This is a genomic window from Spirosoma litoris (assembly GCF_054776755.1).
Genome location: NZ_BAAHBI010000042.1, coordinates 233,258 through 247,386 on the forward strand (window position 1 = coordinate 233,258; position 14,129 = coordinate 247,386).

Sequence of the window (14,129 nt, forward strand, 5' to 3'; positions counted from 1 at the left end):
CGGGGCAATGTTACAAAAAAGCCGGGTTCATAAGCCCGGCTAATTGTGCTAAATCAATGTCAGTCTAGTTAAATCAGGATTAATGGTCGGATAAAACGACGGGAGCATTCGATTTGGCACCCGCCCGAAAAACCAGTAAAATCAGGGGCATAGCCGCCACGAACAACAAGCCCACGGCCATATAGGCATCCAAATAGCTCAACACAGCGGCCTGACGGTTAACCGATTGATCCAGTAACTGGTAGCTCTGCTGGAGTCCATTTAATTCAGTAGATCCCTGTGCCACAAACCGACGACTCACAGCTCCTACCCATTGTACGGTCTCCAAATCATTGAGCGTTAAATTGGTTACTAAGTCTGTTCTATGTTCAGCCATTCGATTGGCTAAAAACGTATTTACGCCCGAAATACCGAATGAGCCCCCAAGCTGTCGCATCATATTGTTAAAAGCCGCTCCCTGCGGAATTTCATCGGGTCGAAGCCCCGACACAGCCAGTGCGGTTAACGGCACCGTCAACAACGCCAACCCGACTCCGCGAAAAATTAACGGAACATAGAAATCACTTTTGCCTGCATCTGGCCCTAAATGGCCCATTTTCCAGCTAAACGTTATAAAAAGGGCAAAACCCGCCATAATAATCACTTGCGTAGGTACACCAGCCTGTAGCAGTCGGGCGGTCATGATCAAGGCCAGAATAGCAATCAACGCTCCCGGCAATAATAAAAGACCAGTATCCAGAGCAGGAAAACCTAATAAACGCTGGGCAAAAACGGGCGTCAGAAAGACGCTGGAAAACAACCCTACGCCCGTCACGAAGGTAAGCAATGAGGCTACGGCCAATGTGGGGCTACGCAATACCCGAAGGTTAACAATCGGTTTATCAACCCGCAGCTCCCACCAGATAAACCCTAGAATGCCTAAACCAGCCGTTAAGGCCAGATAGCGGATGTAAACTGTTTCGAACCAATCTTCCTGATCACCCCGCTCCAGTAAAATTTGCAATGACCCCACGCCAATGATTAACAAAAGCAGACCCAGATAGTCGATATGGGTGACGCTCTGCGATTGTTTCGGATCTTCTACCAGAAAAATAGAGCCAATCAAAACGGCCAGACCGATAGGAATATTGACCAGAAAAATCCAGTTCCAAGTCGTTATGTCCAGAATATACCCGCCCAGTGTTGGGCCGATGGTTGGCCCAGTAAAGACACCAATACCAAATATGGCACTAGCTACCGAACGCTTATTGACGGGAAAGGCTTCGAACACAATTACCTGCGAGGTGGATAAGAGCGCGCCCCCGCCAATTCCCTGAATGAATCGAAAAGCGACCAGTTCCCAAATGTTAGTCGATAAACCACAGGCTAGCGAGGCCAGCGTAAAAAGGGCTACTGAACCAATAAAATACCTTCGTCGACCTAACAGCGCAGCCAGAAAACCAGTCAGCGGAATCACAATGACGTTGGCAATAGCATAGGAGGTGATTACCCAGGCGGTGTCTTCCAGCGTAGAGCCCAGATTACCACTCATGTGTGATAAAGCGACGTTAACAATAGATGTATCGATTAACTCCATTACAGCCGCAGCAATGACGGTTGTAGTTAGTAAAATTAAACGGGAAGATTTCATAAAATACCGATCGGTATATTAATTAACAAAAAAGAAAGTCAGCCCGGCATCGAACGGCTAGTTCGACTCCAGACTGACTTTCATGTGTGTGATGAGCATCTCTACCGTTTGTAGAACTTTATCGAGACTGCTGGGAGTGTTGGTCACTTTGGCAATCATAATGCCGCCTTCAATGAGCGCAATAATGGACAGAGCCATTTGGTCGACTATCACATCTTGCCTGAATTCGCCTGCCTCTATACCTCCTTTGATAAGATCGGTCAGGCGTTTTCGCCAACCCAGAATGGCTTTAGCCGCTTTGTCTTTTAGTAAGTTATTGGTATCGTCGGCCTCTGTTGCGGTGTTCAAAATGGGGCAGCCCCCATCCAGAAAAGAGGAACGCGTGAAGCTATGATAAAATCGAGTATAGACCAGTAGCTTCTGATAATAGGACGTTGCTTCGGCAATCTGTGCTACCACTGCCTGATTGATCCGACTAAGATTGTAATCAAAACAAGCCAGGGCCACCTCTTCTTTATTTTCGAAATTACCGTAGATACTGCCTTTCGTTAAGCCAGTCACCTCCGTCAGATCGGCCAGCGATGTACCCGCATATCCTTTCGTATTGAAAACGGGAGCCGTCTTTTCGATAATAAACTGACGAGTCCGTTCTGCCTTCGACAATTCGTTCTTCATGACACAAATATACCAATTGGTATTAATACCAACAGGCACAATTCATGAATCGTTCATCAGAGAATTATTTCTCCATAAGAAAGGCGGGTATTTTTTCTAAACCCGAAAAACGCGGATAACGCTACTTGGCCCCGTCAGCCTTTGCGCCAGTAACGGCCAATTGCCCAATGGTACTTCCCAACTTTGCTCCTTCTTCTGTATCAAATCGAAACTGGGTGCCACTGTACAAGCCCGATATTGATGCTTCGGTAGCTTGTGCATTCAGGCGAGTGGCTTCGTCTGGAAACAAATAAGCCAGTACGGTAGCGGCTGCGGTCGAAACGGCAGCCCGGTCGGCTACGTATCCGGGCGTATTGGGAATGGCCGTAGACGTTTTAATCGTCGGGTCAATTTGCGAAGGGCGCGGAACAAAATACGTGTACATCGTTTGCCAACTCGCGGTTGTTGCATCCTGCATCGCTCGATTCAGCAGAGCGTAGGTTCGAGCCGTTCGTAACTCGTTCTGCCCTTCCTGCCGACTTAAATCTTCAACCAGAAAATTCCAAAGTCCCGACAGCGAATACGTACCGGGACCATTATCCCAATAACTGGCAATACTCCACTGGTCTCGGGTACGCGAGTTGGCTATATCACGAACTTCACTCAGCGCCTTCTGGAACGTTGTCGATGTGGTGGCCGGTGGAACAGCAGGCGCTGCCCGAACAATGGCCGTTGAATCGTACCAGGTTTTTACTTTACCGGCCAATGGCAAAATAGGTCCGCGTTCAGGTAGCTCGATACTTTTCCATTTCTGGTCGTAGGGTGCTTTAGCAAGCATGGTCTGCCAGCTGTTCGTTTGATCAAGAGCGGCACTAAAACGGTCACTTTTGGCACGATCAATGACTTTGGCGACTAGCGCTGCGCCCAGATCTTCACCTGCTTTGATGTCGCTAGGCACATTACCTCCCGCCCATAACCGGCTTTGCTTATGCTCGGTGGCTTTTGCCTTAAGCCAGTTTAGTTCATTAGGAAACAGATATGCCAATAGTTGACAGGATGCTTCGGCAATAGCCGCATCCTCCGACGGATAAGACGGTACATTGAGGATGGGCACTCGTGCCACAACGCCCTGCTGCTCTAACGATGGGCGATTGTACTGGTACTTGGCTCGCCACGCAACGACCAATGCATCGTACTGAGCGACGCTCAACAAGGCATATACCCGAGCCGCGAATGGTGGACCCGCATAGGGATTTCCAGCATCGGCCGAAGTTGTCTGGCCAGTAGCATAATCATAGCCGGGTGCCAGATTGTATTTTGCGACCAGCTGCCGGGCAATCTGATTCCAACGGATAGTCCCTCCGGCAGCCCAGTAGTTAACGGCTGTGTTCTGTTCAGGTGTGGCGGCTAATACGCCATTTTTTACATCCGAAAATTCCTTTTTATAGACATCCGACGTAATCGCCACAGGTTGCGGAACCGTTATATCTGCCGCTGATTTCAGGATGATGGTTCGCCACGTCCCTCCATCAGCATCGACAGATGTAGGAACGATAAACGGTAGTACTCCCTCGTCGATAATCGGCTCTTTACAGCTTATCATCCACAGCAGAAACGTACTTAAAATAACTAAAAGGCTACGCGTTTTCATTTGAATGACCTCACCCCAACCCCTCTTCTAAAACAGGAGAGGGGCTTTTTCATGCCCCGGAGTGTTTAAAAAGCATGAATCTTGTAGCGAACGACTAATTATTTGCGGTCCAGTGTCCAATAACTAAGCCCGCATTGAGTTGTGTGCTTTTGCCGATATTCCGGCCATCAAGTGTCGTATTATAGCCAGCTGTCAGTCCAAATTGCTTTGCCAGTCGCAGATAGGCCGTTGCCCCTACCCGTGTAAAGCCGACAGCATTGGTTGGGAATGGAATACCGGGGCCAATATTGGTCCCGTCGCTATGCGGTGTTTGGCGTTGTCCCCAAACATCTATGTTAACTACTTTCGATACAAAGCCCGCCCTGACAATCAGTTCCGTGACATCGGGCACATTGACTTTTGTACCACTATTCGGATTTATCTGACTTGGGTCGTATGTATTCACGATGTGGTCGAGTTTGACCTGTCCACGCCGGATGTAGCCATATTGACCCGTGATGAAAAAGTTGGGGGCTTTAAAATGCAATAGCGTTCGACCATCCAGATTCTGCGATCCACGACCAATGGCTACCATCGCGTCGTTCACATAATGCTGCATAGGCATGGAATAACCTACTGCAAACTCCCAGGAGAGTTTCGTCTTTCCAAATTTATAGTCATAGGCCTCCCACCGAAGTGTGCCAGTCACATCCTGAAAGCCTTCCTGTTTCGGAAAATAGCCGGCGCTGGCCTGCGTGCGGACATAAGGGGCCGATACAATCAAATCAAGATCGTAACCCAAGCCATAAGTACCCACTACTGTCACAGCCTGGGTAGTAACAGTCCCAAGGTTAGGATTTTTTGTTTCCGTGGTATTGATATAGTAGGTATCGTAGGTTTCCTGCGAGCCAAAGATGGCCAGACTGGCCTTTCGTTGTCCCCGCATAAAGCCATCAATTGATCCCTGAGCGTAGGTTTGCTGGGTAATGCTCAACAAAAGACCAAGGCTAGTTATATAAGCTACAAATCGCATAAATCTAGGGTAGGTTATACAAAAGTAGCCGTTCAGCCGTAGCATCTGGCATCGATTGACGTTTTCCTCGTAAGTGGACACTAAAAAAGCCAGACAATCGGCCTGGCTTTCTATTCTTACTGAGTACTATCTCGCTCTGTAGCAGGGTGGAAACTGCGCCATGAATGCCAGAATTCCTGATGTGCCTTGGGTATGGGTACCAAGCGCTGACCCGCCAATGGGCCTGCAATACAATGTCCACGCCATGTCCAGACAGATCCCGTTTCTTTATCCGTGAGTTTTTTGTTGGCGTACTGGAAGTCAAGCGTTTTTACACCTACGCGTCGGCTCCAGGCCCCAAAAGATACACTGTCGGGAGCCATCGTTAACAATAGCGGTTCATTTCCTAGTACGTCGTTTACAATTCGTTTCGTCTCCAGTGTATTCCAGTCATACGCTTTGCTAGCACCTGACCGCTCCACACCAATGACCCACGATTTAGGTTGCCACGATGCCGAATCGCGCCGGGTAAGCTTTCCCTTCGAGAGACCTCGTTCGTAGTTTTTCATGCCGTCAAATTTCTCGGTAAAGGCAGGGTCGGCCTGCAACACACGTGTGTTGGGATGTTCGGCAGCCCATTCTCCTAGTGTCATCTGACGACCTGTCAGCTCGGTTAAGCTCTTTCCTTTTAGCGGCCCTACAATAGCTTCACCAGTCGCTTGCCGCCACCAACTACCCGTTCGTTTGTCTTCGAACATGGCATTGAAATGATCCATGCCTACTAATCGAAACTCGTCGGCTTGTCCACGTACTACTGGGCTAAATACACGGCCTGTTCGGCAAACGGTGCAATAGGTAATCATGACAGGTTCGCCACCTACCGTATCCCGGACCTGGTGATGATAGCCAATCAATTGTATTGGGTAAGCCGTTGCCTGCCCCATTGACTGATACCCCACAACAAGTTTGTTAAGCGGGATTTTATTCTCGCTCATTGGCACTACTCGTTTGTGAATAGGTTGCAAAAACATATGGTCGGCCATCATTTCCATATTGACCTGATAGAGCACGGCTCCATACAACAACACAAGGCCACCCGCCAGATAGCGATGCCATGCCCGACGTGGCTTTATAATGATCGAAAAGGCAGGATAGGCCAATAGCAGCAACCCAACGATTCGTAACCAGCCGATATTCTTGTGCAGCCAGTACGCCAGCTCGACACGCCCGAGTGAGGCAGGTCCCGATTCAGCGTCTGTAAGGCCAAGCTGACTGCCCGGAAAGGGCATGATGAAATAAACGCTCATTACCTCAAGGATAATTAGCAGAAGAATGGGAATCAGAAAGAACAAAAATGAACGCTTCATCGAAAAAGAGTCAGGTGGTTAATGAGCTGGGGGCATGTAGTGATCTTCGTGGGTATACCCGTACTCGGCTACTTTTTGAGCACGATACCGATACAAGGATGCATCTTCTGGAGCCCAGGTCGCCAAACCATCGACATACCGATTGAACATACAAAACGCTGCCGCTATCAGCACCGTATCGTGAATATCGTGATCGGTAGCGCCTTCAACACGAGCCACTTCAACTTGTTCTGGTGTCACCGACTTTCCCCCTTGCTGAACACTCCCGGCTATCGTCAGTAGTGCCTTAAGCTTAGGCGAGATTGCTGCCGATGCGGGATCACATTTTACAGATTGAACAAGGCTCCAGTCTTCATCACCCAGATGATGACTAGCCACAGCTCCGTGAATGGTCTGGCAAAAAAAGCAATCATTTAATGAAGACACGTAGGTGGCAATCAGTTCACGCTCCCCTTCTGTCAGGCCCGATTCAGGTCGGTTTGCATTGGTCCGCAACAGCACATTGACCAGATCATTAAGCGGACGGGCAGTTTCAGGACTAAACGCCATTGGCCCACGAATGCCGGGTAGTCCGGCGGGTAATTTGATATGTGGCATTGTATAAATTGGTTAGGTTATGCAAACAGATGAATGAAAACAAAAAATCACAATTCCAATCTACTCATAATCAACATATTATTTCAACTTCATTCATTAAACTACTTCTCCCAGGCTAGCTGGTTCACTTTGCGACCGATGGCATAACCCATGCGCAACCCCTCTTCGCAGTCCATGCGGTAATGAACACCTAGTACCACTCGGGAGTATGCATTCTCCTGCGCCATCTCATAAAAATTATTGAAGCTCCGAGGTGCTCCGTTGAACTCGGTACGTCCTTCATGGCAACGATCGGTCATGGCGTAATTGGGTCCATAAATACTCGTTAGAACTTCTGCTGCCGCGCCCCCAAAACTGGAATGACCTGATGGATAAGACGGAAATGGGGGCGTAATACCGACTAGAATACTGATTGGGTTATTCAACCGGGTAACCCAGGTTGGGTCAACCGTCTTGCGGATGTACGTAATGGGTCGCTCGATGTTATAGATGTACTTTGAATTCCAGCAGGCAACACCGATATCGCTCAACCCCATTCCCACTTTTGCATACGTATAAACGGCTTTGTCCAAAGGCACTTTTTCTTTCACAACCACTTGCTGAGCAATAGCGATCCAACGCCCGGCAGGCTCGAATGTCAGTTTGTAAATATCATCACTCCAGAACTCCCCAATCCATTGCTGCTCTTTGGAAAGCGGAGTTGTGTTTGAATAAATTTCCAGCCCTTGCGCAAATAGGGTCGACTTCACATTCGTGCTATAGTCCAGCGGAGCTTTTGCCAGTTTGTCGGCTTCATTGGCTACGAAGGTTCTGACTTTACCCCAGTATGGCAACAATGCCCGGCCAAAATCGGGGGCTGTCGGTTGCCATTTACCAACGCCCGTTGGTGGTACATAATCGGTAGGTTGGTTACGCAGGTAAGCGGCATCCCCAGCAGCATCTGTTTTTGAATACGCCAGCACGGCCGAGGCTACATCCTGCCCAAACTTTTTCGAGCGATCCAGCTCATCGGCGGCCCCAACGGCTGCGGCCAGTTTTGTATGTAAACTATCGATTCGGGCTTTGTCGGCATCCACTACGTGCGGAAAAAAGCCTTTCATCATCAGGTAATAGGCTTCGTTTACAGCAACATCCCAACGATATACTTTACCCGATTCTGGCTTAGGAATAACAAGGCCTGAAAAAGCAGGGGCTACCGATCGGTAATTCGCCGAACCTGGCACAACCGTTTCATACGCTGCCAGCCCAATATACGCTAACGCCCGAGCAGCAACCGGTGGTCTGTATCCAGGAGCATACCGCTCCACAGTCAGAAATAAAGTTGTCCATTGATTCGACACAGAGGCATCGGTTGTACCTGCGGTTTGCACTGGGGCCACATCCTCCGTAGGCGATTTACAGGCAGCAACGATCCATAGAAAAGCGACAATTAATCCGTATTGACTGATTTTTTTTACATTAGTAAAGTTGATTTGGCATGTTTTTAAATGTGTAGGAAGATTCATGGTTGTACTTAATGTTTAGTGTAAAGACTAGTGAGTACTTATGGGTATTCATGGCTAATACACTATGGGCTAAGTAAGGTCGATGAAGAATATGTCCCCACCCGCAAAACAGGTGGGGAATACAAGTCACCTATGATATATATTGTTCAGAGAGCATCTTTTCAGATCCTCCCGTTATTATTTTCTTGTTTTACCTTCAGATATGGCATCTGATTTGCAGAGCACAATAGTACCCCAGCCGCAAAGCAGCCGGGGACTATAACCAACCTATGATAAATGCGTAACAGGGCTAGCCACATCGCTAGCCTTTGCGTTTGGTAATTGATAGCCAAGGGTGCCCATCCGCTCGCCCATAGCCTCGTAAGCCGCTGGATCGGTGGGGGTCAGCGTTGCCAGACCGTCTACGTAGCGATTATACATGCAGAACGACGCGGCAATTAGTACGGTATCATGAATATCGCCATCCGTAGCGCCCTCAGCGCGAGCTGCAGCTACCAGATCATTAGAAACGGTACGAGCATCTGTCTGCACATGACCGGCAATCGACAACAATGCCTTCAACTTTGCCGAAATAGGAGCTGCTGCTGGATCGTCCAGAGTCAGATCAACCAGATCGCGTTGATCGGCGTAGAGGTAGCGAGACGCAGCGGCATGACTATTCATACAGAATGCTGTCTGATTCTGTTTTGACACGAATGCGGCAATCAGTTCTCGTTCGGCATCCGATAACGTGCTATCAGGAGAGCCAGATCGTAGTAAAGCCTGTGCCAGATCGTAGAGATGCTGACCCGTATCGGGCCGATACATCACTAAACTCCGAATACCTGGAACACCATCTGGAAGCGGGATATGGGGCATAAAAATAAAGAGTAAAAAATGGATGAATGAGCGAATGAGTGATTGAGCGAAACACTCTTTCACTCTTTCAATTTTTCGCCTTTTAAATAAATCGCACCGAAGGCAATCAGGAAAGCGGCTGAAAAAACAACTAATGCATTACCAATTCCACCTAGTCCGGCTGTTAATGCGCCAATGAACAGCACAGCTGTAGCCGTAAACAACCGCCCGACGTTAAAGCAGAATCCAGTAGCCGTTCCTCGAATTGTTGCCGGAAATAAGGTTGGCACATAACTTGACAATGATCCCTGACTAATACCAAAGAATAGCGAAAGCAATGCCAATTCGCCATAAACGACCGGAGAAAATGTACTATTAGTCAAAAAAAGTAAACCACAGGCTAGTATACACCCGCCAAACGTAAATAATAAGGTTTGTCGAGGGCCAAGACGAGCGACTAGAAACCCGGCTGCAACCCCGCCCAGAATACCACCCATACCCAGGAGCATCATGGTGATACCCCGCTCGGTCTGTCCCGTCTGACCAGCAGGTAATAACGATTGTACCCAGGTTGGTATCCACGAAAAAATACCCCACAGGCCAATCAGCACCGATCCGAAAATGATGGCTCCGCTGATAACATTGACTTTATTCTCCGAATTGAATAGTTTGTCGGTATGCGTTTTCGTTTGATTACGTCCTTGCTGCCAGCTCGCCGACTCGGGAAGAAAGAGTGCAATTAGTATAGAGATCGCTACTGGCAACACACCGATACTAAAGGCCACCCGCCAGTCACTGAAATTACTTGCCAGTCCACCTGTGGCAACAATACCAACCGGAAAGGCCGTGGCTAATACACCTAGCGCAACAGGTCTTGACTGTGCTGGCCAGACTTCAGATAGATAAACGGTTGATATTAATAAAATACCGCCGACTCCAGCGCCTGTCAGTGCTCGCAGAAGTAGTAAAACATACTCGTTTGGCACTACAGTTGTGGCGAGCATAGCCCCGCCACATAAGGCAGTTGCCAAAACCAGCGCCCGCACACGTCCGACCGTATCCGCTAATGGACCAAACAAAAACCCGCCAATCATCCAGCCATAGAGAAAGGCCGCGCTCACCCATGCCCCAATTTCGCCCAACTCATCTGGCGAAGCGTGGCCACCAAGCAGTTGGGGAATAGCCACGGGCAAATACGTTGCCATAAGTGTGCTGGCCGTTCCGCCGAACAGATAAGCCACCATACAGAGACTAAAAGCTTCCCAAGGCAACCTGGTATGTTGCTCTTGATTAACAGAAATCTGGGCTGTTTCCATAGCGATTTAGGTTGATAATTTATCGTCGTAATCCCTGATCGAACGTGAGTGACACATAATATAGACCCCCCACGGCTGGTGAACCATATGCCTGTACAATGTATTGATTCGTCAGGTTCGATGCGCCAATTTTTAGTAAGGTTTTATACGTTGGCAGCTTGAGCGTTACCTGGGCATCGAGGAGATTATACGCCTGAATTCGGCCCGGACGCAGGTCGTTAAACGAGCCTACCCAATCGAACGCTTCCTGCCAATGCCAGGCGATATTGAAGCCAAGGTTTGGGGCAATATTCCGATGACCAAGCGTCACGTTCGTTTTGAAACGGGGCGTATTGAACGCCGGAATATTGTTTGGATCAGCGTTTTGCAGGTTGAAGGCCGACCAGGTTCCGTTACCCGTTAGGGTATAGCCGCCAGCGGTAGCATACGTCAAACCGAGCGTGGCGCCCTGCGCCGTAACACGGTCGGGCGCGTTGGTGTAAAGCTGAAATGCCTGATAGTTTGAGTTCAGGATATCCTGTGCCGCTGCGGGGTTGATGCTCCCATCGGATGCCAAAGCAGGACTATTGGGGCGAATAACTACCGTATTCAGAATAAAATTACGATACGCTCCATAGTAGTAATTGGCATCGAGCGATAACCGGCTCGTTAGTAGTGTACGATAACCTACTTCGAAACTCTGTACGCGTTCGGGAGCGATGTACGGTACATTCGATTTGACCAGTTTGTCTTTGTTATTCAGAACAGCCTGTTGCGGACCAACCTTACCTACATCACCAAGAAAGCCATTTACGAAACCGCCAATGCTGGTTGAGTTGAACGAATTTTCGTAGACATTCATGCCTGCGCTATTGCTTGGCGCGCCACCCAAAATCGTGATTGGCCCAACGTTGAGTTTAATAAACTGGTCGCTGGGGGTTGGGTTCCGGAAACCCGACTGAAATGACGCCCGGAAATGGTGCCGATCGTTGGGCGAAAATACCGCTGAGGCACGGGGTGTAAAGTAACCTGCAAAATTCTGGTTCTTGTCGTACCGACCCGATACGGTCAACTTCAGTTTATTTTCAAGTAGTGATTTGCTCAATTGGGCAAACGTACCAAACTCATTGTACTTAATCCGACCGCCTTTATCATCGAACAGGGTTCCGTTGGTAAACAGGCTATACTCCCGGAAGTTACCGCCAACCAGTAGTTCAGTTCCAGTTAGTCCAGCCGAAGCCAAAGCCGATGTGAAGTTGTATTGTGCATCGGCGTGGTACATGTTCGTCTGACTCAGAATACCGGCGCCAGCCAATCCCTGAATACCGATCAAGCGTGCTTTTTGTTGTTCATATTCAGCAGAGCCCGGAAGCAAACGACCCTGATCGGCAAATGCGCGGGCAGACGACTGATCGCTAGCCGTTACGCCCTGAATTTTTCCCTGATAGGCCGCCGTATAACGATCGAACCAGGTTTGGTCGGCCAGATTTGGCGCTACAACATTACCATTCAGATCGCGTACCCAGGTTCGGTCAATTTGTTGTCCCAGTGACCGTGTATTATACGAGTCGTGCGAATCTTCCTGGTTAGTGTAGCCTCGTACGAAGAAGTTAGCCCCACGCAGTTCGATTCGGTGCTGTAAAAGCGAAAAGCCATTGACAGAGAATCGGTTACTACCGGTGTAGTTCGTTGTTCCTTTGGCAAAATTATAGGAATAGATCGCTTCCAGATTTGGCGTGATCCGATAGTGGAGTGCTCCATTCAGCTTAAGGCTATACACATTGTAATCGGTCAGGTCTTTTTCCTGATAACCCGTGCGCGACACTTTGCCAATGTCTGTAATGGTCCGGTTGATCTCATCGCCGTAGATATTCAACCCATTATAGGCCGGATTATTTGGTCCCCGTTTATCGGGCGATGTAGTAGCATCAACATCTGTATAGTCAGTAGCAAACCAGTCAAGTCCTTTCATGTAGGAGGCTACCAATTTGAATGCCAGCTTATTATTGAACGCTTTGGCATACCGAAATCCATAATCCTGATACAAAGCAGCCCCTGTATTCGAATCGCCCAGGTGATTCACACCCAGTTTGACCTGCGCACTTAATCCCTGGTACCGGAATGGATCTTTGCTGGTCATTAACAACGCGCCGTTAAACGCTGCCGGTCCGTATAAAGCCGAAGCAGCCCCAGGCACCAATTCAGCACTTTCGGCATCTAAATCACTCAGACCAAATAGGTTACCCATCGAGAAACCGAAACCGGCAGGTTGGTTATCGATTCCATCAATCAATTGCAAAAACCGGCTGTTGCCTGTGCTCGCAAAACCCCGCGTATTGATTTGGCGATAGGTCAGTCCACTCGTCACCATATCAACTCCTTTGAGGTTGTTCAACCCCTCATAAAAGGTAGCCGAAGGTGTTTCCCGAATGGCGCGCGAGTCCATTTTCTCAACGGTGACCGGAGCCCGTAAGATACTTTCCTCTACCCGAGAGGCAGCTACGACTACATCCTGTAGAGAATTGGTGGCCACCCGAAGCTTAATGTCAACCGGCGGACTTCCGTCGGTAATGACAACCGTTTGAGCCTCATGCCCTACCATCGAAATCAATAAAGTCGTTGTGCCACGCTGGTTTGTGTTTAGTGTAAACTGCCCGTTAGAATCCGTAACGGTGCCAGTCAACTGGCCTTTTACAAGCACACTAGCACCTACCAGCGGCTGTCCACTTTCTACATCTCGTACCGTACCAGTCGCCCGACGAGATTGCGCCAAGGCCGACCACGAGACGAGCATCTGAATTGCCAAAACAATAAGTAGTTGTGTATATCTCATATATCTAAAAAAAAGAGGAAGGTAAAAGGGGGGTTGAACACCCAAAAACAGTGATTTTTAGGATAGAAAAATGTCAATAAAAAAGGGCTAACTACCGAAAGAATTCAGGCAATCGGGCCGTCAACAAATCGGCTTAACGTGTCATAGTCACAGCGTTAGAAGTTGGAACTGGGTACCCGCCCGGTGGCCGGACATAGCCACGACCCGTAATCCGCTCGCCTAGCATCTGGTAAAATGCGGGATCGGTGGGAGCCACGGTAGCAAGGCCGTCAACATACTTATTGTATAAACAGAACAAGGCCGAAATCAGAACCGTATCGTGAATTTCACGATCGGTAGCACCTGCTTCGCGGGCACGAGCTACCGCTTCGGGCGTTACGTCTCTCCCGTTTTGCTGGGTAAGGGCCGAAATCTGAAGTAAGGCCTTCATTTTCTCACTCACAGGTGCTGTCTCAATGTCGTGTTTCACGGCACGTGCCGTTTCATCCTCGCCCAACAACAAGTCAGCTGCCTTCGTATGTGCTGCTTCGCAGAAGTTGGTACAGTTGCGCGACGATGTCAGTGCGGCAATCAACTCGCGCTCCCCTTGCGACAAGGTCGATTCGCCCCGCAGCAAAATCTGCGTGAGTTCGCGAATAGGCGCAGCGGTGTCTAAACGATATTCGAGCAAGCCTGTAATACCTGGCAACTGCTCCGGTAGTGGTATATGTGGCATAGTTTTGAATGATGAATTATGAATGATAAATTATGAGTGATGAATCGACGTAAG

At 48.9% G+C, this 14,129-nt stretch carries 11 protein-coding genes; all 11 read right to left on the minus strand.

Annotated features, from left to right (window positions below; all coding sequences use genetic code 11):
- Positions 1 to 79: 79 nt before the first annotated feature.
- Positions 80 to 1,630, minus strand: a complete 1,551-nt coding sequence (locus ACYVGR_RS26020) for a DHA2 family efflux MFS transporter permease subunit (protein ID WP_460962298.1) — start codon at positions 1,628 to 1,630, stop codon at positions 80 to 82.
- 57 nt (positions 1,631 to 1,687) lie between these two features.
- Positions 1,688 to 2,305, minus strand: a complete 618-nt coding sequence (locus tag ACYVGR_RS26025; RefSeq protein WP_460962300.1) for a TetR/AcrR family transcriptional regulator — start codon at positions 2,303 to 2,305, stop codon at positions 1,688 to 1,690.
- Positions 2,306 to 2,426: 121 nt separating this feature from the next.
- A complete protein-coding gene (locus ACYVGR_RS26030) occupies positions 2,427 to 3,935 on the minus strand; it encodes a PA-phosphatase (protein ID WP_460962302.1) in 1,509 nt (502 codons plus the stop codon).
- A 94-nt stretch (positions 3,936 to 4,029) separates the two neighbouring features.
- Positions 4,030 to 4,947, minus strand: a complete 918-nt coding sequence (locus ACYVGR_RS26035) for a hypothetical protein (RefSeq protein ID WP_460962304.1) — start codon at positions 4,945 to 4,947, stop codon at positions 4,030 to 4,032.
- Positions 4,948 to 5,063: 116 nt separating this feature from the next.
- Complete coding sequence (locus ACYVGR_RS26040; RefSeq protein WP_460962306.1) at positions 5,064 to 6,293, minus strand: DUF3179 domain-containing (seleno)protein; 1,230 nt, start codon at positions 6,291 to 6,293, stop codon at positions 5,064 to 5,066.
- An 18-nt stretch (positions 6,294 to 6,311) separates the two neighbouring features.
- The gene (locus ACYVGR_RS26045; protein ID WP_460962308.1) at positions 6,312 to 6,890 is read right to left on the minus strand and encodes a carboxymuconolactone decarboxylase family protein; all 579 of its coding nucleotides are present in this window, start codon (positions 6,888 to 6,890) and stop codon (positions 6,312 to 6,314) included.
- Positions 6,891 to 6,991: 101 nt separating this feature from the next.
- Positions 6,992 to 8,395 carry a vanadium-dependent haloperoxidase gene (locus ACYVGR_RS26050; protein ID WP_460962310.1) on the minus strand — a complete coding sequence of 468 codons (1,404 nt, stop codon included), beginning with the start codon at positions 8,393 to 8,395 and terminating at the stop codon, positions 6,992 to 6,994.
- Positions 8,396 to 8,662: 267 nt separating this feature from the next.
- On the minus strand, positions 8,663 to 9,253 hold the full coding sequence (locus ACYVGR_RS26055) for a carboxymuconolactone decarboxylase family protein (protein WP_460962312.1): 591 nt from the start codon (positions 9,251 to 9,253) through the stop codon (positions 8,663 to 8,665).
- A 59-nt stretch (positions 9,254 to 9,312) separates the two neighbouring features.
- A complete protein-coding gene (locus tag ACYVGR_RS26060; RefSeq protein ID WP_460962314.1) occupies positions 9,313 to 10,548 on the minus strand; it encodes an MFS transporter in 1,236 nt (411 codons plus the stop codon).
- Between the two features lie 19 nt (positions 10,549 to 10,567).
- The gene (locus tag ACYVGR_RS26065) at positions 10,568 to 13,360 is read right to left on the minus strand and encodes a TonB-dependent receptor (RefSeq protein WP_460962316.1); all 2,793 of its coding nucleotides are present in this window, start codon (positions 13,358 to 13,360) and stop codon (positions 10,568 to 10,570) included.
- Between the two features lie 133 nt (positions 13,361 to 13,493).
- Complete coding sequence (locus tag ACYVGR_RS26070; RefSeq protein ID WP_460962318.1) at positions 13,494 to 14,075, minus strand: carboxymuconolactone decarboxylase family protein; 582 nt, start codon at positions 14,073 to 14,075, stop codon at positions 13,494 to 13,496.
- Between the last annotated feature and the right edge of the window lie 54 nt (positions 14,076 to 14,129).